The sequence below is a fragment of the Duganella dendranthematis genome, assembly GCF_012849375.1.
GTDB lineage: Bacteria > Pseudomonadota > Gammaproteobacteria > Burkholderiales > Burkholderiaceae_D > Rugamonas > Rugamonas dendranthematis.
The window spans coordinates 2714352-2732614 of record NZ_CP051684.1; the positions used below are offsets into that span (position 1 = coordinate 2714352).

General features: G+C 64.0%; 18 protein-coding genes and 1 pseudogene. 5 read left to right on the plus strand and 14 right to left on the minus strand.

Features of this window, described 5'->3' with window-relative positions; genetic code table 11:
• Window positions 1–7 precede the first annotated feature (7 nt).
• From gspF to HH213_RS12470, 3 genes are read left to right on the plus strand one after another with little or no spacing between them, the layout of a single operon-like run.
• Window positions 8–1228, plus strand: a complete 1221-nt coding sequence (gspF, locus tag HH213_RS12460) for a type II secretion system inner membrane protein GspF (protein WP_169112448.1) — start codon at window positions 8–10, stop codon at window positions 1226–1228.
• A gap of 25 nt (window positions 1229–1253) precedes the next feature.
• Window positions 1254–1862, plus strand: coding sequence for a type II secretion system protein N (locus tag HH213_RS12465; RefSeq protein WP_169112449.1), 609 nt, complete (start codon window positions 1254–1256; stop codon window positions 1860–1862).
• 9 nt (window positions 1863–1871) lie between these two features.
• A complete protein-coding gene (locus HH213_RS12470; protein WP_169112450.1) occupies window positions 1872–4127 on the plus strand; it encodes a patatin-like phospholipase family protein in 2256 nt (751 codons plus the stop codon).
• Here HH213_RS12470 and HH213_RS12475 read toward each other — a convergent pair.
• Genes HH213_RS12475 through HH213_RS12490 form a run of 4 tightly spaced genes read right to left on the minus strand, consistent with a single transcriptional unit; the run spans window position 4117 to window position 6903 of the window.
• A complete protein-coding gene (locus tag HH213_RS12475) occupies window positions 4117–4932 on the minus strand; it encodes a hypothetical protein (protein ID WP_169112451.1) in 816 nt (271 codons plus the stop codon). The genes HH213_RS12470 and HH213_RS12475 overlap by 11 nt on opposite strands.
• A complete protein-coding gene (locus HH213_RS12480; RefSeq protein ID WP_217363512.1) occupies window positions 4929–5921 on the minus strand; it encodes an alpha/beta hydrolase in 993 nt (330 codons plus the stop codon). The genes HH213_RS12475 and HH213_RS12480 overlap by 4 nt, the downstream gene beginning before the upstream one ends.
• The gene (locus HH213_RS12485; protein WP_161047551.1) at window positions 5921–6151 is read right to left on the minus strand and encodes a hypothetical protein; all 231 of its coding nucleotides are present in this window, start codon (window positions 6149–6151) and stop codon (window positions 5921–5923) included. The genes HH213_RS12480 and HH213_RS12485 overlap by 1 nt, the downstream gene beginning before the upstream one ends.
• Entirely contained in the window at window positions 6148–6903 is a 756-nt protein-coding gene (locus HH213_RS12490; RefSeq protein ID WP_169112452.1) for a helix-turn-helix domain-containing protein, read from the minus strand. Before HH213_RS12490 ends, HH213_RS12485 begins: the two co-directional genes overlap by 4 nt.
• 164 nt (window positions 6904–7067) lie before the next feature.
• On the opposite strand from HH213_RS12490, the gene HH213_RS12495 reads away from it, so the two are divergent.
• Window positions 7068–7643: an outer membrane beta-barrel protein gene (locus HH213_RS12495; protein WP_110846270.1), complete on the plus strand. Its 576-nt coding sequence runs from the start codon at window positions 7068–7070 to the stop codon at window positions 7641–7643.
• Between the two features lie 55 nt (window positions 7644–7698).
• Here the strand turns inward: HH213_RS12495 and hslU are convergent, their stop codons facing one another.
• The 9 genes from hslU to HH213_RS12535 form a co-directional block, all read right to left on the minus strand.
• Complete coding sequence (gene hslU, locus HH213_RS12500) at window positions 7699–9039, minus strand: ATP-dependent protease ATPase subunit HslU (RefSeq protein WP_169112453.1); 1341 nt, start codon at window positions 9037–9039, stop codon at window positions 7699–7701.
• Window positions 9036–9578 (minus strand): ATP-dependent protease subunit HslV, encoded by a 543-nt coding sequence (hslV, locus tag HH213_RS12505; protein WP_090189186.1) that lies wholly within the window; start codon window positions 9576–9578, stop codon window positions 9036–9038. Before hslV ends, hslU begins: the two co-directional genes overlap by 4 nt.
• Before the next feature lie 69 nt (window positions 9579–9647).
• A complete protein-coding gene (locus tag HH213_RS30150) occupies window positions 9648–10025 on the minus strand; it encodes an STAS domain-containing protein (protein WP_229263410.1) in 378 nt (125 codons plus the stop codon).
• Window positions 10010–10951 carry an STAS domain-containing protein gene (locus HH213_RS12510; RefSeq protein WP_229263411.1) on the minus strand — a complete coding sequence of 314 codons (942 nt, stop codon included), beginning with the start codon at window positions 10949–10951 and terminating at the stop codon, window positions 10010–10012. The genes HH213_RS30150 and HH213_RS12510 overlap by 16 nt, the downstream gene beginning before the upstream one ends.
• A 123-nt stretch (window positions 10952–11074) precedes the next feature.
• On the minus strand, window positions 11075–11521 hold the full coding sequence (gene dksA / locus HH213_RS12515) for an RNA polymerase-binding protein DksA (protein WP_110846272.1): 447 nt from the start codon (window positions 11519–11521) through the stop codon (window positions 11075–11077).
• A gap of 94 nt (window positions 11522–11615) precedes the next feature.
• Window positions 11616–12668, minus strand: a complete 1053-nt coding sequence (locus HH213_RS12520) for a CobW family GTP-binding protein (RefSeq protein ID WP_110846273.1) — start codon at window positions 12666–12668, stop codon at window positions 11616–11618.
• Window positions 12669–12773: 105 nt separating this feature from the next.
• On the minus strand, window positions 12774–13709 hold the full coding sequence (locus HH213_RS12525) for a tyrosine recombinase XerC (protein WP_169112454.1): 936 nt from the start codon (window positions 13707–13709) through the stop codon (window positions 12774–12776).
• Between the two features lie 8 nt (window positions 13710–13717).
• Window positions 13718–14386, minus strand: a complete 669-nt coding sequence (locus HH213_RS12530; protein WP_169112455.1) for a DUF484 family protein — start codon at window positions 14384–14386, stop codon at window positions 13718–13720.
• A 113-nt stretch (window positions 14387–14499) separates the two neighbouring features.
• Complete coding sequence (locus HH213_RS12535; protein WP_110846276.1) at window positions 14500–15564, minus strand: porin; 1065 nt, start codon at window positions 15562–15564, stop codon at window positions 14500–14502.
• Window positions 15565–15954: 390 nt separating this feature from the next.
• On the opposite strand from HH213_RS12535, the gene HH213_RS12540 reads away from it, so the two are divergent.
• The gene (locus tag HH213_RS12540; RefSeq protein WP_169112456.1) at window positions 15955–17394 is read left to right on the plus strand and encodes a tetratricopeptide repeat protein; all 1440 of its coding nucleotides are present in this window, start codon (window positions 15955–15957) and stop codon (window positions 17392–17394) included.
• A gap of 5 nt (window positions 17395–17399) precedes the next feature.
• On the opposite strand, the pseudogene dapF reads toward HH213_RS12540, so the two are convergent.
• Window positions 17400–18262: pseudogene (dapF, locus tag HH213_RS12545) on the minus strand (diaminopimelate epimerase).
• Between the last annotated feature and the right edge of the window lies 1 nt (window position 18263).

An 18263-nucleotide genomic window follows, 5' to 3' on the forward strand; every position in this document is an offset into this window, starting at 1 on the left:
AACAACCATGCCAGCATTTCGTTATGAAGCCGTCGATGCCGGCGGCGCCACCAAAAAAGGTGTGCTCAATTCGGACAGCGCCCGTTCCGCGCGCGCCGAGTTGCGCGTGCAGGGACTGGTGCCGCTCAAGGTCGACGCCATCGCCGCGCAAGTCGATTCGTCCGGCGCCGCCAAAAGCCGCGGCTTCGGCGAGCGCCTGACGTCGAACGAGCTGGCGCTGTTCACGCGCCAGCTGGCCAGTTTGCTGGAAGCCGGCCTGCCGCTGGAGCAGGCGTTTACCGCCTTGCTGGAGCAGGCCGAGCGCCCGTACCTGCGCGACCTGATTGCCTCGGTGCGCTCGGAAGTGATCGGCGGCGATTCGCTGTCTGCCGTGCTGGGACGCCATCCGCGCGATTTCGCCGAAATCTACCGCGCGCTGGTGGCGTCGGGTGAGCAGATCGGACAGCTGTCGCGCGTGCTGTCGCGCCTTGCCGACTACATCGAGCGCCGCAATGCACTGATGTCGAAGGTGAAGCTGGCGTTCACCTATCCAGCCATCGTTACGGTGGTGGCGTTCTCCATCGTGATATTCCTGCTGACCTATGTGGTGCCGCAGATCGTCTCGGTGTTCGCCAACACTAAACAGAAGCTGCCGTTCCTGACCATCGTCATGCTGGCGGTGTCGGACTTCGTTCGGCACTACGGCATCGTCGTCGCCATCGCGCTGATCGGCGCCTGGTTCGGCTGGCGGCGCGCCTTGCAAAATCCGGTGCTGAAGCGGCGCTGGCATACCTGGCTGCTGACCGCGCCGATGTACGGCAAATTCGAACGCAGTCTAAACACCGCGCGCTTCGCCAGCACGCTGGCGATTACCACCGGCTCCGGCGTGCCGATCCTGCGCGCGCTCGAAACCAGCCGCGATACGCTCAACAACGTCGCCATGCAGGAGCTGGTGGAAGAAGCCAGCGACGGCGTGCGCGAGGGCGTGAGCCTCGCGCGCGCACTGTCGGCGCAGAAGCACTTCCCGCCGATGCTGATCCACATGATCCGCGCCGGCGAAATCACGGGTGAGCTGCCGGCCATGCTGGACCGCGCCGCCGCCGCGCAGGAAGCCGATCTGGAGCGCCGCACCCTGACGATTGCGGGCCTGCTGGAGCCGGTGCTGATCCTCGCCATGGGCGTGGTGGTGCTGCTGATCGTGCTGGCGGTGCTGATGCCTATTATCGAAATCAATCAGCTGGTACGCTGATCGTCAGGAATACAACAAGGACACCATGAAGCGTTTGCCCTTAATCGTTACTGTTCTCGCCGTGGTGCTGCTGTCCGCATCGCTGGCTTATTGGGGACTGCAGTTGTTCAAACCGCAGCAGCGCGCGATTGCCGCGCCGCCGGCGCCGCCGCCGATGGGCATCAACGTCGATGCGGCCAAGGGCCTGTTCGGCGGCCAGGTGATGGTGGCTGCGGTCAGCAACTACCAGCTGAAAGGCGTGGTGGCGGCGCGCGGTGAAGACAGCGCGGCCATTATCGCGGTGGACGGCAAGCCGGCGATGTCGGTCGCCATCGGCAAGGAAGTGGTGCCGGGCGTGACGGTCAAGGAAGTGCATGCCAAGCATGTGATCCTGTCCGAGGGCGGCGTGAACAAGCGCGTCGACCTGCCGAGCGATATCGGCGTGTCCAGCGGGCCGGCAGTCATGCCTGGCCAGGCAAGCCCGGTCGCCCAGCCGGGCATGCAGCCGATCCAGCCGACGTCGACGCAAATTCCGCAGATGGCGCAACCGGCAGTGCAGTCGCAGCCCCAGGTGCCGGCGCAGCCGCAGAACGGCGCACAGCGGCCCATCGCGCCGATGGGGATTCCGCCCATTCCATCCAACGATCGTCAGTAGGACAAGCCCATGGCTTTTATCCGCACGCTGGCCGCAGCTTTATGCTGCGGCTTTTTCTTGTCTGCCGCATTGGCTGCACCTGGTGCACCGGCGCCGCAGCAGCCCAACGCCACCTCCGTCGCGCCGGACGCCAGCGTCAAGCCGCGGCCGAAGATCGCGCTGGTGCTGTCCGGCGGTGGCGCGCGCGGCTTTGCCCACATTGGCGTATTGCGCGCCTTGCAGGAGCTGCGCATTCCGGTGGACTTTGTGGTTGGCACCAGCATGGGCAGCGTGGTTGGCGGCGCCTATGCGGCCGGCAGTTCGGTCGAGCAGCTGGAGCTGCTGGTGCGCCGCACCGACTGGAACGCCGTGGTGGCCGACCGTCCGCCGCGCGATGAACTGATTTATCGCCGCCGCGAGGAAGACCTGCTGCTGCCGTCGCGGATTGAATTCGGCGTGCATGAAGACGGCGTCTCGCTGCCGCCCGCCGCCGCCGGCAATGAGGCGCTGGAACTGGCGCTGACCAGCATCCTGCCGTCCGGCACCCGCGACAAGCCGGCCAACCTGCTGCAACTGCCTTTCCGCTCGGTCGCTTCCGACCTGGTGACGGGCGAACTGGTGGAGCTGAGCGACGCGCCGCTGTTCCTGGCGATGCGCGCCTCGCTGGCGGTGCCGGGCGTGTTTGCGCCGGTGCGCGTCAATCAGCGCCTGCTGGTGGATGGTGGCCTGGTGCGCAACCTGCCGGTGGACGTGGCGCGCGAGATGGGCGCGGACATCATCATCGCCGTCAACGTCGGCACGCCGCTGGCGCCGGAGAAGGAACTGGTGAGCGCAGTCAGCGTGGCGCAGCAGATGCTGCAAATCCTCACCGAGCAAAACGTCCAGCGTTCGCTCAAGGAGCTGCGCCCCAGCGATATCCTGGTGCAGCCGAATTTGGGCGGCATCGGCTTCCTGGATTTTGGCCGTTACGACCGCGCCATGAAGGAGGGCGAAGCGGCGGTGCGCGCCATGAGCGAGAAGCTGGTCAAGCTGGCCTTGCCGGAAGCGCAGTATGCCGCCTATGAGGTGAAGCGTCTGTCGGCGCCGGTGGCGATCGACCAGCCGGTGCTGCTGACCAAACTGGAAGTGGCACCGAGTGGCCGCATCAATCCAAAGGAACTGGAAGTGCAATCGGGCCTGAAGATCGGCCAAATGGTCACCAGCGAGCAGGCGACGGCGGCCGGCAACCAGCTGTTCGGACGCGGCGACCTGGCGCGCGTGGAGACCGAGGTGCGCGACGACGAAAGCGGCCGCAGTGTGCTGATCAAGCCTACCGAGGCCGAATGGGCGCACAGCCGCCTGCGCGTGGGCCTCGAGCTGAATAGTGACTTCAGCGAGAACAACGCCTTTGAGATCAAGGCGCTGCATGTGCTGTCGTCGCTGAACGACTGGGGCGCCGAGTTGCGCACCACGGCGCGGGTGGGCACGGCGCGTGTGCTGAGTAACCAGTTCTGGCAGCCGCTGGGCGCGGGATCGCAATGGTATGTGGCGCCGACGCTGGAATTTGCGTCCGGCGCCACCGACATCTTCAACAATAACGGCTTGCGGCAGGCGCGCTACGCCTACGACTACACCTCGACCCAGATCGCGCTGGGACGGCAGCTGGGCCGCTGGGGCGATCTGCGCTATACAGTGGCACGCACCAACAGCAATGCCCACTACACGATCCCCGAGGATCTGACCAGGCAGCATGTGTCGCAGACAGTGCAGACGCTGAGCTTCAACGTCGACACGCTGGACACAATCGCCTTCCCCACGCGCGGCACCTTGTTCAGCCTCGATTGGCAGCGCGCCCTGCATGCCAACGACGTGGCGGCGGCAGTACCGGCGCAGCAGCAGGTAAAAGGCCTAGAGGCCTTCCACGTCGGCCGCTGGGCGGGCCATGTGTATGCCGAATGGGCGCGCAGCCAGGGCGGCGCTGCGGATAATAATCTGGGCGGCTTCCTGCGCTTGTCCGGCACCACGCCGGAGTCGGTGGTGGGCAGCCGCACCGTGCTGGGACGGGTGGTGATGGCGCGCAGCATCGGCGCCATGCCGGCCGCGCTGGGCGGCGATGTGCGGCTCGGCTTCTCGCTGGAAGCCGGTGGCGCGTACAGCCCGACCGACCCGCTGCGCTGGGGTAAGCTGAAGAATGCAGCCAGCGGCTTTATCGCCGTTGACACGCGTTTCGGGCCGCTGTACTTTGGCGCCGGCACCACCAAGGGCGGCAACAGCAGCGCCTATCTGTTCCTCGGTCCTATCTGGTGACCTTCCACTTGCGGGACGGATAGTCGATGGTGATGGTCTGTTCCGCAAAGCCGGCCAGGCCGACGATGCCGGCCAGCGGCATGCCGATGCCGACTTCCATCTTGCAGTGCCCCAGTATGCCGCTGTCCAGCGTGTACTGGCTGACGCGCAGCGGCGTGGTCAGGCGGCTGGTCTGGCAGCTGATTTCGTTGCCCCAGCTGGGCGCGCTGAGTGGCTGGCTATCGGCGCCACGCAGCGCTTCATACAGCGACTGCTTGAATGGCGTGAAGGTAAACAGTGCGGCGCCGCTATCGAACATGGCCTCTTGCGGCGTCTGTCCCGGCAGCGCGATCGGCACGACGATGTGGCCACCATCCCAGCCTTGCTGATGCACGTACTTGATGGGGGCGGCAGCGCTGTCGTCGCGCAGGACGGCGTCATCGCTGTAGGCGAAGCGCGCGTGTTTCAGGTCGAGGATCAGCGAACCGTTTTCGAAGAAGGCATTGCCGACCGTGCCGGCGTGGCAGTCGCCGCTGGCAGGCAGCGCGGCCAGCACCGCCTGCGGCACCCGCGCCGTAACGGTGTGGTGGCCGATCTCGATGGCGACATCGCGGCCCGGCGCATCGGCGACGGCGCGGCCGGAAGGAATGAAGCGCCCATTGGCGCCGGTATCGAGCTGCACGAAACAGGCCACGTTATCGACCTTTGCCGGCAGCATCAGCGCCGCATGCGGAAAGGCGCCGAAGCTCTCCCAGCGAAACGCGGTCCACTCGGTGGCGTGGGCGACCGGTGTTGCCAGCAGCAGGGCAAGCAGCAGTTTGTTCATAGCCTCCCCATGGCCTCGGAGATGCGCTGCAACGAGACGTCGTAGCGGTAGGGGATGTTCAGATGGCCGTCGTCGAATTCTTCATGCACGTGGGCGATGCCGTGCTGCTTCAGCTTTTCGCAGAAGATGCGCGCGCCGAATTGCAGGTTGAATTCATCGCGCCGGCCGGCATCAATGAACAGCAGCTTCAGTGATTGCAGCGCTTCCGCGTGCTGCCCCACCAGATGCACCGGGTCCCATTGCAGCCAGCGTTGCCACACCGCGTCGATGATTTCGCCGGTATGCAGGTCGAACGGCAGGTCGAAGCCATGCGGCGACGCCGGATTGGGCGAGTAGCAGCTGGCCATGGCGATGGTATTGAGCAGCGTGTGAGACGCCGCATCGCGGGGGCGGATCATGTGGATATCGCGCAGGAAACCGGCCAGATCGCCGTCGCGCCGTTGCAGCTCGCGCACGCAGGCGATGAAGGCGGGCTTGTAGCACAGTTCAAAATACAGGTCGCCGCTGTGCGACGCGGCCAGTCCAAACACCTGCGGCTGGCGCATGGCCAGCATCACGGCGCCATAGCCGCCGGAGCTTTTGCCCACCACGGCGCGGTAGTCGCGCTGCGCGATGGTGCGGTAGCTGTTGTCGATCAACGGCACCAGCTCTTGCAGCAGATGGTCTTCGTAATGGCCGATGGCGCTGGAGTTGATGTACTGGCTGCCGCCGTAGCGCGTCAGGCAGTCCGGCATCACTAGTATCATCGGCTGCACGGCGCCGCTGGCGATCAGCCGGTCCATGCGCTGCGCGATATTTTCATCCCACGGCGATTCGTTCATCAGCATGGTGCCGCGGCTGTTGAAGCCGACCAGCACATACGCGACCGGATAGCGCTGCGTGCCGTGTTCATAACCCGGCGGCAGGTAGACGCCAATGCGGCGGCGCGCTGGATCGCCCAGCGGATTGCCGGCCAGAATGGCGCTGTCGATAGCGACCGTGACGAACACTATTTAGCCACCACCTTGCGCAGCACTTCGTACAGCACCAGCACCAGCGCCACCACCGGGAAGGCGGTGACCACCAGCGGCGGAATGAAGCCGAGGTGGATCACGCGGTCCAGCAAGGTGTAGATGGTCATGCAGATGAAGGCGGCCGCCATCATCCATTGTTTTTGTGCGGTGAAGACGCCGGAACAGGTGACGGTGCCGGCCAGGCTGATGAGGGTTGCGATTTTCATGCGGTCGATTTGGATGGTGCTGTACGGCGCAGCGCGGTGAACGCTGCGAATTCCCAGGAACGGAATCCTACCAGTAATGTAAAACCATCGCGTTCGGTTGGCGCCAGGCGGCGGTCGCTCTGGTGCAGGCGCGCCAGTTCGCCGGCCAGTTGCTGGATGCGGCCGACCAGTTCCTGCGCGCTCGGTTGCGACAGCCTGGCGGGCAGGCACAGCAGCGTTTCGCCGGCGCCGTTGAAGCTGCCGCTGAAGTAGTCGTCCACCGCGTGCTCGCGGAAGAACTGCTGCACCGGGCCGTCCGGCAGCCAGCGGAAGGCGTTCGAGACGCGCAGGCGGTAGCGGTTCAGCGGCTTCAGTTCGATCAGCCCCAGGCGGTCCAGCTCGGCCAGCAGCATGATGCATTCGGGTTCGCTCAGGTCGTAGGTTTCCAGCACCTGTTCCAGCGTCCAGTGGCCCAGGCAGCAGATCGCCATCAGCAGCAGGTGCGGATTGGCCAGCATCGACTTTTCCTGCGGCAGCGTCAGGCTGTCCGACTGCGGCGTGGCGTCGGCGGCGCCGCGCAATACGTCTTCCATCGGGATGCTGGCCGCCTTGCAGATCTGTGCCAGCCGCGACAGCGACATATCCTGCTGGCCGAACATGCGCTTGACGCTGGACTCGCTCATCGAGATCCGTTCGGCCAGCACTTTGTAGGTGACGCCCGCCGCCCGCATCTGCGTGCGCAGCACTTGCAACAGCAATTCCGGTGAACTCATATTTCCGCCTTACAAAAATAACAAGGTATCGTAACACGATACCCGTTGGCGTGAAAACCAGCGCTTGGAATAATCTATTAGTACATGGTCTCGAACTGGGCGACACTTTCCCGGCTGTCTCTCGTAGAAGTGACGGCGCCTTGGAATACTCACCCGGAGCAACGATGAAGATATGGAAACCACTGGCCGCAGCGTTGATCGCCGTGGCGAGCAGCGGCGGCGCGATGGCGGCCGACCAGTCCCCGGCTTACGTCGGCGTGGACGTCGGCGCGCGGATCAATGGCAACGACAGTCCCATCTACCGCGCGTACGCGGGTTACAACGTGGGCAACACCGCCTGGCTCGATCTGCAGCAGGTGCATGCACTGGAGTTGATGGTGTTCACGTCGCACGCCAACACCCCAAAATATGTGCTGAGCGACGGCTTTGTATTTGGCGATGAGCGCATCCGTACCAAAGGTATTGGCCTTAACTGGACCACGTCCACCAAGCTGAGCGATAACTGGTCGCTGACCAGCCGGCTGGGTATCAATCGTACCTGGTCCACCGTGCGCTACCGGTATGAAACCGGCGACAGCAACTATCAGCGCACTGCCATGACGGCCGGCGTGGGACTGGCGTACAAGCTGACGCCGCATGTGTCGTTGACAGTGGATGTGACGTACATGCCGATACGCATCACGCCGGATATTGAAAAGACCGCGCCGATACTGGGCACCGGCTTGCGTTACGACTTCTAGATAACCTGAGAGCGGGCGCCACCACCGGCGCCCGCTGAGGGTTCTGCTACAACGCTTACAACACGTAGCGCGACAGGTCTTCGTTGACCGCCAGCGCATCCAGGCGCTCGTTCACATAGGCGGCATCGACCACGATGGTTTTGCCGCTGTCGCCGCTGGCCGTGAAGGACAGTTCTTCCAGCAGTTTTTCCATCACCGTGTACAGGCGGCGGGCGCCGATGTTTTCGGTGCGCTCGTTGACCGAGTAGGCAATCTCCGCCAGGCGGGTGATGCCTTCCTGCGCGAACTCCAGCTTGACGTCTTCGGTCGCCAGCAGCGCCTCGTACTGCTTGGTCAGGCAGGCGTCGGTGCTGGTCAGGATGCGTTCGAAGTCGGCGATCGACAGCGACTCCAGTTCCACCCGGATCGGGAAGCGGCCCTGCAGCTCGGGAATCAGGTCCGACGGCTTGGCCAGATGGAAGGCGCCCGAGGCAATGAACAAAATGTGATCGGTCTTGATCATGCCGTACTTGGTGTTGACGGTGGTGCCTTCCACCAGCGGCAGCAGGTCGCGCTGCACGCCGGCGCGCGACACGTCGGCGCCGCCCACTTCCGAACGCGAGGCGATCTTGTCGATCTCATCGAGGAAGACGATGCCGTTCTGCTCGACGTTCTGAATGGCCTTCTGCTTCATCTCGTCTTCGTTGATCAGCTTGGCGGCTTCCTCGTCGACCAGGAACTTCATTGCTTCCTTGATCTTGACCTTGCGCGCTTTCTTGCGCTGCGCGCCGATGCCGGAGAACATCGACTTGATCTGCTCGGTCATTTCTTCCATGCCCGGCGGCGCCATGATTTCCATCTGCGGGCCAGCCTCGGCCAGTTCGATCTCGATTTCCTTGTCGTCCAGCTCGCCTTCGCGCAGACGCTTGCGGAAGGTCTGGCGGGTGCTGTCGTCCTTCGGCGTTTCGGCGGTGGCGGTCGGCGGCGTAAAGCCGAAATCGCGCGCCGGCGGCAGCAGGATGTCCAGCACGCGGTCTTCGGCGGCGTCTTCGGCGCGCGCACGCACCTTGGCCATTTCGGCCTGGCGGGTCTGCTTGACGCCGATGTCGATCAGGTCGCGGATGATGGTGTCGACGTCGCGGCCGACGTAGCCCACTTCGGTGAACTTGGTGGCTTCGATCTTGATGAACGGCGCATCGGCCAGCTTGGCCAGGCGGCGCGCGATCTCGGTCTTGCCAACGCCGGTCGGGCCGATCATCAGGATGTTTTTCGGCGTGATTTCATGGCGCAGCGGCTCGTCCACCTGCTGACGGCGCCAGCGGTTGCGCAGGGCGATGGCGACTGCCTTCTTGGCCTTGCCCTGGCCCACCACGTGCTTGTCGAGTTCGCCGACGATTTCCTGTGGAGTCATGTTCATGCTGGATCCAGTGTTTCGATGATGTGGTTCAGATTGGTGTAGATGCACAGTTCACCAGCGATGGTCAGTGACTTTTTGACGACTTCCGCCGGCGACAGTTCCGTGTTCTCCACCAGCGCCTTGGCGGCCGACTGGGCGTAGGTGCCGCCGGAGCCGATGGCGCCGACGCCGTCTTCCGGTTCCAGCACGTCGCCGTTACCGGTGATCACCAGCGTCGATTCGCTGTCGGCCACCAGCAGCATCGCTTCCAGGCGGCGCAGCACGCGGTCGGTGCGCCAGTCCTTGGCCAGCTCGACCGAGGCGCGCAGCAGGTTGCCCTGGTGCTTTTCCAGCTTGCCTTCAAAACGGTCGAGCAGGGTGAAGGCGTCGGCGGTGCCCCCGGCGAAGCCGACCAGGACCTTGCCCTGGTAGACCTTGCGCACCTTGCGGGCTGTGCCCTTCATGACGATATTGCCCAGCGTAACCTGGCCGTCGCCGCCCAGCGCGACTTCCTTGCCGCGGCGCACGCACAGGATGGTGGTGCCGTGAAATTGTTCCATAGTTACCTCAAAGTAATGATGCAGACTGCTTCAAGACCAAAAAGTGGGGCCGGGAACGCGAAATGCAAGTTAATACTTGTGGGGATAGATTCTGGCCAGGGAAGCATAACCCAGCAAACGCAACAGCGCGGTCACCAGGTGATTGACGTCGCGGAAAGCGATCTTGCGCCCCGGCGCGGCGTCGGCCAGCGCTTGCAGCACGCCGTGCAGCTGGATGGCGCTGGGGTAGTCGATGCGCGTCAGGCGCGAGCAGTCGAACACCAGTGCCGGATACTGTTCAGCATACTGCCTGATACCCGGCAGTAAAGCGCCAAGTTGATGTTCTATGACCGGCGGCAACATAAACCGGTCGGGTGAGGCGCTCAGGTGTTGCGCCGGCGCCATTGCCACCTTGTGCGGCGCCACGAAGGACGGCGGCGACACCTCGAAGGTCACGCAATAGTCCATGGCGGCGTGCTCGAATTCCTTTTCGCTATTTTGCAGTTGCAGCAGTTCCAGCAACAGCAGCCACGGCGCTTCGCCGTCGTCGCGGCGGCCGACCGCGATGCTGGCGCGCAGCAGTGCGGCCAGCGCCGGCGCCCCACCAGGATCAGCTCGCGCTGGCCGGCCTGCAGCTGCCGCAGCGCGGCCAGCAACAGGGTGCAGCCGTCGGCGTCGACCGCCGTCACGCGGCTGAATTCCAGCCGCAGCACCGGGCTGGCGTCGGCCTGTTGGCGCAGCCGGTCGAGTTGCGGCGCGCTGTGGCGGTCCAGCATGCCGGACAGCGCGGCGGTCGGCGTCAGGCCGGCCCAGCCGGGCGAGGCGGCCGCCAGCACGGCCGGTGCCTGCCATGCCGGCGGCGAGGTTTCAAAGGTGCTGGCGTAGTCGATCGACAGGTTATCGAAGGCGTCGTGCTGGCCGCTGACCTGGTACAGATCGAACAGCATCCACCAGGCGTTGCGGTCGCTATTCAGGCGGCTGTTGTCGGCCACCGCCGCCAGCAGCATCTGCTGCGCCACGGCGGCTTGGCCGTTGGCGTACAGGATGGCGATTTCTTCCACCGCCGGCGCGTGGTCGTCGGCGGCCGCCAGCGGCAGTTCGTCGCTCAGCAGCAAGGTGGTGGGGAAGTCGCCGAGTTCGTCATCGCCGGTGACTGCGACGGCGGGCGCCGGGCGGACCGGCCGCTGGCTGCCCCACGCCGGTTCCGGCAGGTTGAAGATGTCGGCTTCCATCGCTGATTCGATGGCGTCGATCTTCATGGCGGTGGCGCGGGCGATCTCGCGCTGGCGCGCTTGCTGGTGTTGACGCTCCAGTTCGCTATTCGCGGCCAGTCGCGCCTGCTCGTCGTCGGTGAGCGGCGGCAGCGTGTCGGTTTTCTTGAAAAGAGAGAACAATCCCATCGCCATAGTGTAGCCGGAAGCGTCGCGCTTGCCGCATTACAGGTCGGAGGGGAAATGAAAATTTACGTAAAAAAAGCACGCGGTGTCAGGCGCGTGCTTCCTTGGTGTGCGGCGACATTAATCGCCGTACAATTTTTGCTTCAGTTCACGACGCTGTTGCGCTTCCAGCGACAGGGTAGCAGTCGGACGGGCGATCAGGCGGGGAATGCCGATCGGTTCGCCGGTTTCTTCGCACCAGCCATAGTCGTTGGCGTCGATCGCGGCGATCGATTGCTGCACTTTTTTCAGCAGCTTGCGTTCGCGGTCACGGGTGCGCAGTTCCAGCGCGTGTTCTTCTTCGATGGTGGCGCGGTCAGCCGGGTCCGGCACCAGCACGGTTTCGCGCAGGTGTTCGGTGGTTTCGCCGGCGTTTTTCAGCAGCTCTTTTTCCAGCTGTTGCAGCTTGGCCTTGAAGAAAGCCATTTGCGCTGGGTTCATATAGTCCTTGTCATCCATCTTCAGAATTTCTTCTTCGGTCAGGATGCGCTCGGCGGCGGCGGGGGTCGATTTATTAGTTTTGGTCATAACTTCGCTTACCTTCGATACGACAGAGTTTTCAATCAAATTAATCAGCCCGAATTTTGTGGCTATTTAGCCATCCCCACAAAACCGGGATAGTTTATACCAGACATTGTTCTAAACCGCTAATAAAGATGTCTTTGGGCAGATTTTTCCCGATAAATACCATTTTGCTGCCACGAACGTCGTTTTCACCCCATTTCGCGCCGAGATCGCTGCCCATGATTTGGTGCACGCCCTGGAATACCACCTTGCGGTCGGCATCCTGCATGAACAATACGCCTTTGTAGCGCAGCATGCGAGGACCGTAGACATTCACCAGGCCGCCGAGGAACTCATCCAGCTTGGCCGTGTCGAACGGGCGGGTGCTTTTGAACACAAACGCGGCGATGTCGTCGGTGTGGTGGCTGTGGTGGTGATCGTGGTCATGGCCATGATCGTGGTGATGGTGATCGTGGCCGCAGTGTTCGTCGTGGACGTGGCCGTCTTCATGCACCTGGTCGGTCAGCAGGAAGTCCGGGTCCAGTTCCAGCTTGTCGTTGAGGTTGAAGCCTTTCAGGTCCAGCACCTCGGCAATCGGCGCGCGGCCGAAGTCGGACTTGCTGATCGGCGCCCGCGGGTTGATGCGCGCCAGGCGGGCGGTCAACGTCGCCAGTTCGTCCGCAGTGACCAGATCGGTCTTGGACAACAGGATCTTGTCGGCGAATCCGACCTGGCGCTGGGCTTCCTCGTGCTGGTCCAGCTGGTCCATGGCATGGCGGGCGTCCACCACGGTGACCACCGCATCCAGCATGTAGTTAGCGCCCACTTCTTCGTCCACGAAGAAGGTCTGCGCCACCGGGCCGGGATTGGCCAGGCCGGTGGTCTCGATCACCACGCGGTCGAACGCGATTTCGCCGGCCTCGCGCTTCTGCGCCAGGTTGCTGAGCGCGACGATCAGGTCGCCGCGCACGGTGCAGCAGATGCAGCCATTGTTCATTTCAACGATTTGCTCGCCGGTATCCCGCACCAGGATTTCATTGTCGATGTTTTCCTCGCCGAATTCGTTCTCGATCACGGCGATGCGCATGCCGTGATCTTCTTGCAAGATGCGGTTGAGCAGCGTGGTCTTGCCGGCGCCGAGGAAGCCGGTCAGGATGGTGGTAGGGATCATGGTGGTTGTCTTTAATTCAAAATGCGGAAATGCAATCGGCTGATTATGCCGGAATTCTGCGGCGGCTAGCAATTCGTCCAATTGAGCAATATCAGCACGCGTGTGCTACTTCACCTTGGCGCGCGGGTGGGCCTTGTCGTAGACCTCGGCCAGATGCTGGAAATCCAGCGCCGTGTAGACCTGCGTCGAGCTGATGCTGGCGTGGCCCAGCATTTCCTGCACCGCCCGCAAGTCGCCCGACGATTGCAGCACATGCGAGGCAAACGAGTGGCGCAGCATGTGCGGATGGACGTGCACCGGCGCGCCGTTGGCCACGCCGTGGGTCTGCAGCCGCTGCTGGATCACGCGCGGCGAGACGCGGCTGCCGCGCGTGCTGAGGAACAGCGCGTCGCTGCCATCGACGGGCACCGGCCGCACCGCCAGCCACGCTTGCAGCGCGGCCAGCGCGGCGCTGCCGACCGGCACTGTGCGGCGCTTGTTGCCTTTGCCGGTGACCAGCACTTCGCGGTTGTCGAGGTCGACCCAGCCGAGGCTGTCCTTGTGCGGCGTCAGGTCGAGTCCGGCCAGTTCGGACACCCGCAGGCCGCTGGAATATAGCAGTTCGAACATGGCGCGGTTGCACAGGTCGGCCGGTTCGGCGCCGTTGCCGGCCGCCGGCCTGCCTGGCGCCACCAGTTGCACGGCATCGTCCACCGACAGCGCGCGCGGCAGCGTCCTGGCCCGTTTGGGGGCGCGCACGCCCTGCACCGGGTTGGCCGCCAGCGGGATTTGTTCGCCCAGCCAGTTGAAAAAGCCGCGCCAGCTGGACAGCTTGCGGGCAATCGAGCGGGGATCGAGTTCCTGCGCGTGCAGTTTGGCGGTCAGCCGGCGCACCGCATGGTGGTCCAGCTGCGGCCAGCTGGTGTCGCCGGTCAGCGTCACCAGCGCTTGCAGGTCGCGGGCGTAGGCGGCGCAGGTGTGCGGCGACAGCTGGCGCACGCCCTTGAGTTGGGCGATATAGGCGTCGATCCAGGCCAGCTTGCTGTCTGGAGCGTCGCTCATGGTGTTGCTCAGGCCAGCAGCCAGGCCAGCGCGGTGCTGGAGGTTTCGCCGATGTGGACCAGGAAGTCGGTGGCCATCAGCCCGGTGAAGCGGTTGGCGTCCTGCGACCCCATGATCAGCAGGCCGAACGCCTGTTTGTCGCCCGGCTTGCGCAGCGGGATGATGACGGTCGACACCACGGCGGACGGATCGTCCAGCCAGCGCACCGCTTCAAAGTCCTTGTTGGCGCCGCAGTACGGAGCCAGCAGGCTGTTGGCGAAGATGCGCGCGTCTTCCGACACGCCCTTGACGAACCACTCGTCGGCGTAATCCGGCGCCGCGCCCCAGATGCGCACGGTCACTTGCGGCACCTCGAAGCTGTTTTTCAGGCCGCTGGTGACCGAGTGTGGCATCGAGCCCACATCTTCCGCTTGCAGCAGCACCTGGGTCCAGCGGTGGAACTTGTTGGCGATGGCTTCGTTTTCCGACGCCAGGCGCATCAGGTTGCTCATGCGCAGTTCCAGCGTTTTGTATTTGTCGCGCAACACTTCCATCTGGCGTTCCTGCAGCGAGACGGCGCGGCCCGTCAGCGGACTGGCCAGTTTGATTTCACCCAGCAAGTCGGCGTGTTCTTCGAAGAATTGCGGGTGGTCGGTCAGGTATTGCGCGACGAGTGTGGAATCCAGTGGGGCGGTCATGAGGTACTTTGTAGGCGAGGTTGGTGTGCAATTTTAAACGAAAAAAAACGGGCATGGTGGACCCATGCCCGTGATTCCCCAACTCGCACCGGCAGTTCTGTGACTGCGCCCGCTCAGAAGTTGTGGTGGATACCGACGCTGTAGAAATTGAAGGTGGTGGTGGCGGTCGCTTTGCGGCGCGTGCCGTCCACATAGACATAGGTGCGCGGCGACAGGTTGTAGTCGTAGCCGAGCGAGAATTGCTTGGTCTTGGCGATGGTCGGCACGTTGAGCGCATTGTCCGGCGTCTTGCGGCCGATGCCGGCGCGTACCAGGCCGAGGCCGATGTTGTAGTTGGCGCCGATCATCCAGGCCTTGGTGATCGGGTTGATCGGCAGGCTGAAGTCCTGATCCTGGCGCTGGTAGGTGGCCATCAGCTTGAGGTCGTTGATCGGCTTGAACGAGGCGCCGACCGACCACAGCTTGGTGGCCACGGCGTTGCGCTCGTAGGCGGCGTAGGCGGCAAACGGTCCCTGGGTGGCGGTGGCGCTGACCGAGTACGGATACTTGGCCGCCATGCTGTTGGCCGGGAACTGCGGCGCGGTGGTGGTGCCGCGGCCGATGATGACTGGATTGTTGTTGGCTTCGCGGCTGGCCACGGTGACGTTCAGCTGGAAGATGTTGCCGATCACGGGCGTGTTGTAGAACACGGCGTTGGAGAAGCGGTTCAGCGAGTTGCCGGCCACGCTCATCGGATCGCTGGTGTAGCCGGCCACTTGCAGGTCGGTCTGGTAGCCGGCCACGGCCGGCATGCCGGACCATGGTTCGAAGGCGGTGCTGGTTTCCTGGAAGGCGGTCAGGCCACGGCCGAGGCGCAGCGTGCCGAAGTCGCCTTGCAGGCCGACCCGGCTCTGACCCTGGAACAGCGGCCGCACCGTGTTTTCGATGACGCCGGTGTCGGGCTCATAGCGGATTTCCAGTTGGAACAGGGCTTTCAGGCCGCTGCCCAGGTCTTCCACGCCACGGAAGCCGAGCTTGTTGTTATCGCGCTTGCCGACTGCGGTCACGTCAGTATCGGTGCGGCGCGATATGCCGGCGTCCAGTGTGCCATAGATGGTGACCGACGATTGCGCCACCGCGCCCGAGGTCACACCCATGAGCACACCCGTGAGTGCCAGAGCCACCAGAGTTTTTTTCATTTTTTTTCCTTTATAAGTGTACTTCTCATCCCCGCTGTTGCATGACCGGTTGCTTAAACCTTAATGGTTGCTTGGACCGGTGGCGCCGGAATGGTCGATTGGGACGGCTTGTTTTGGTCGAAAGCCGCGCAAGGCCAACTTCTTGTTGTATTTTTGAAACGCTTGTTTGCCGTGGTATTCGGCCCAGGTTGGACGGCATTTTCTTTCAGCCGGGCATGAAAACAGTTCTAGCGTACAGGCGAGGGAGGGGGGCGCCGCTTGTGGCAAATCAAGCCCACCCGCATATTGTTTTAGCGTGTGGCGCGGATGGCACGCTACACTAGGATACAAATGGCGCCGCAGATAACACAGCGGCGCATCCCACTTCGATGACATGCATAACAAGAGACAATGGCAAATCGAGAAGAGTTAGGGATCATCAGGGGCGCCCGCGCCGGAGACGCGGACTGCCAACTGGCGCTGGGCAAGCTGTATCTGTTCGGTGGCGCCAGCCTGCCACTTAACGTGCCGACCGCGCTGCACTGGCTGGCGCGCGCCGCGCGCCAGGAGCGCGATGACGCCTGGCGTCTGATCGGCAACCACATTCCGTTTGAAATCGCCCGCAACGCGCTGCCGGAGGTGCTGTGCTGGTATCAACGCGCTAGTGACGCCGGCAGCGCAGCGGCCGCGCTGGTGCTGGCGGAATTGCAGCAGACGGCGCCGCCGGCCAGCATGCCGGTGCACCACCAGCCCTTGCCCGAGTGCGGGGCCCGCCCATCCATATTGCATCCGGCTGCGGCGCCGGCGCTGCCCACGCTAGCCGGTGACCTGGCGCTGACGACGGAACAGGCGGCGCAACTGGAACAACTGTGGCGCCATCACCACGCGGCATTTCTGCAACAGGCCCGGTCCTTGCTGCGCCCTTTGCTGGCGCGCGCGCCGGCCGACGCCGAAGCAGCGCGCATGGCCGAGTGGCAAGCGGGACCGCAGTTGCTGGGCTTGCTGGCGCGCTGCGCCGCACTGCTGCCAGCGGATGGCGTCGACGCCGAATTGCAGCATTGCCGCGAACTGGCCGCCCATGGCGGCGAGCGCAACGCCCAGCTGGCGCTGGGCCTGTGGTTCGCGCGCATGGACAGCGACGGCAAGCGCCAGGGCCAGGGCATTGCCGCCGTCAACTTCAAGCGCGCCATCCGCTGGCTGACGCTGGCCGGCGAACAAGGCCTGGCGGAGGCGTGGTTCGCGTTGTCGCGCATCTATCTGAAACCGGAGTTTTCGCAGCGCTGCGTGGCCGAAGCACAAGGCTATCTGGAACGCGCCGCCGACATGGGGCATTGCGCCGCCCAGCTGGAATGCGGCATGTACGCCTGGCGCAACCGCCGCACCGACCAGCACAGCGATGTGCGCGCGGCCTACTGGCTGCAAAAGGCGGCGTCCCAAGGTTGTCCGGAGGCGGAAGCGGCGCTGGCGCGGGTGGCGGCTGCGCCCAAGGAACTAGACTGGATGACCAGTGCCATCACCTGTTTAACGCGGGAATTGTCGGAGAGTCAGCCGCTGCTGGCGGCGCGGCTGGAGTTGGCCGCGCTGTTCGGCCTGAGCCGGGCGGAAGCGTTGCTGCTGGATGTGAAAGCGGCCGATCATGGCCATTGCCTGGTGGTGGATATCCGCGCCAGCTATGGCCGCAGCAAGCGCCGGCTGGTGCTGCTGCGCACGGCGCGCGAGCGGCAGGCGCTGGACCGCATCGTGCGCCTGTTCGAGTCGATCGACAGCGGGCCGGACGGGCTGGAAGGCAATTACCGCCAGCGCCTGTACCGGCTCAAGACCTGGCTGCCGGATGATTTGATGGCAGCCTAGATGCCTTAGATTTCGATTTCGCCTTCGAACACCGTCACGGCTGGACCGGTCAGGAATACTGGCTGGCCTTCGCCGGCCCAGCTGATCGACAACTGGCCGCCGCGCGCATCGACGCGCACCGGGCTGTCCAGCAGGCCGCGCCGGATGCCGGCCACGGCCGCCGCACAGGCGCCAGTGCCGCACGCCAGCGTCTCGCCGACGCCGCGTTCAAACACGCGCAGCTTCACATGCTGGCGGCTCAGCACCTGCATGAAGCCGGCGTTGACGCGGTTCGGGAAGCGGGCGTGATGCTCGATCAGCGGACCGGTCAGTTCCACCGGCGCCGTCTCCACATCGTCCACTACCTGTACCGCATGCGGATTGCCCATCGATACCGCCGAAATCAGTACGCTCTCGCGCGTGCCCCCCAGTTCCAGCACCAGCGGCCACAGCGTATCGTCACCCTGTTTTTCGCCGTGCAGGCCTTCCGTGTCGAACGGCACGCGGCCCGGCTCTAGCACAGGCGCCCCATGTCGACCGTGATGCTGCCGTTGGCTTCCAGCCGCGGCACGATCACGCCGGCCTTGGTCTGCACGGTGATCGATTGCTTGTCGGTCAGCCCCTTTTCCGACACGAACTTGACGAAGGCGCGCGAGCCGTTGCCGCATTGCTCCACTTCGCCGCCGTCGGCGTTGAAGATGCGATAGCGGAAATCGCAACCGGCATCGGTCGGCTTTTCCACCAGCAGGATCTGGTCGGCGCCGACGCCGAAGCGGCGGTCGCCCAGCAAGCGCCACTGCGCCGGCGTGAAGTCGATCTGCTGGGTGACGCCGTCGATGACGACGAAGTCATTGCCGGCGCCGTGCATTTTGGTGAATTTGAGTTTCATG

What these genes read in the sequence shown, in the direction of transcription:
- HH213_RS12495 (WP_110846270.1), top strand. Translation starts at nt 7,068, where the DNA reads ATGAAGATATGGAAACCACTGGCCGCAGCGTTGATCGCCGTGGCGAGC.
- HH213_RS12485 (WP_161047551.1), bottom strand. Translation starts at nt 6,151, where the DNA reads ATGAAAATCGCAACCCTCATCAGCCTGGCCGGCACCGTCACCTGTTCC.
- HH213_RS12530 (WP_169112455.1), bottom strand. Translation starts at nt 14,386, where the DNA reads ATGACCGCCCCACTGGATTCCACACTCGTCGCGCAATACCTGACCGAC.
- HH213_RS12540 (WP_169112456.1), top strand. Translation starts at nt 15,955, where the DNA reads ATGGCAAATCGAGAAGAGTTAGGGATCATCAGGGGCGCCCGCGCCGGA.
- HH213_RS12520 (WP_110846273.1), bottom strand. Translation starts at nt 12,668, where the DNA reads ATGATCCCTACCACCATCCTGACCGGCTTCCTCGGCGCCGGCAAGACC.
- HH213_RS12535 (WP_110846276.1), bottom strand. Translation starts at nt 15,564, where the DNA reads ATGAAAAAAACTCTGGTGGCTCTGGCACTCACGGGTGTGCTCATGGGT.
- HH213_RS12470 (WP_169112450.1), top strand. Translation starts at nt 1,872, where the DNA reads ATGGCTTTTATCCGCACGCTGGCCGCAGCTTTATGCTGCGGCTTTTTC.
- gspF (WP_169112448.1), top strand. Translation starts at nt 8, where the DNA reads ATGCCAGCATTTCGTTATGAAGCCGTCGATGCCGGCGGCGCCACCAAA.
- hslV (WP_090189186.1), bottom strand. Translation starts at nt 9,578, where the DNA reads ATGGAACAATTTCACGGCACCACCATCCTGTGCGTGCGCCGCGGCAAG.
- HH213_RS12490 (WP_169112452.1), bottom strand. Translation starts at nt 6,903, where the DNA reads ATGAGTTCACCGGAATTGCTGTTGCAAGTGCTGCGCACGCAGATGCGG.
- hslU (WP_169112453.1), bottom strand. Translation starts at nt 9,039, where the DNA reads ATGAACATGACTCCACAGGAAATCGTCGGCGAACTCGACAAGCACGTG.
- HH213_RS12525 (WP_169112454.1), bottom strand. Translation starts at nt 13,709, where the DNA reads ATGAGCGACGCTCCAGACAGCAAGCTGGCCTGGATCGACGCCTATATC.
- HH213_RS12465 (WP_169112449.1), top strand. Translation starts at nt 1,254, where the DNA reads ATGAAGCGTTTGCCCTTAATCGTTACTGTTCTCGCCGTGGTGCTGCTG.
- HH213_RS30150 (WP_229263410.1), bottom strand. Translation starts at nt 10,025, where the DNA reads ATGGACTATTGCGTGACCTTCGAGGTGTCGCCGCCGTCCTTCGTGGCG.
- dksA (WP_110846272.1), bottom strand. Translation starts at nt 11,521, where the DNA reads ATGACCAAAACTAATAAATCGACCCCCGCCGCCGCCGAGCGCATCCTG.
- HH213_RS12475 (WP_169112451.1), bottom strand. Translation starts at nt 4,932, where the DNA reads ATGAACAAACTGCTGCTTGCCCTGCTGCTGGCAACACCGGTCGCCCAC.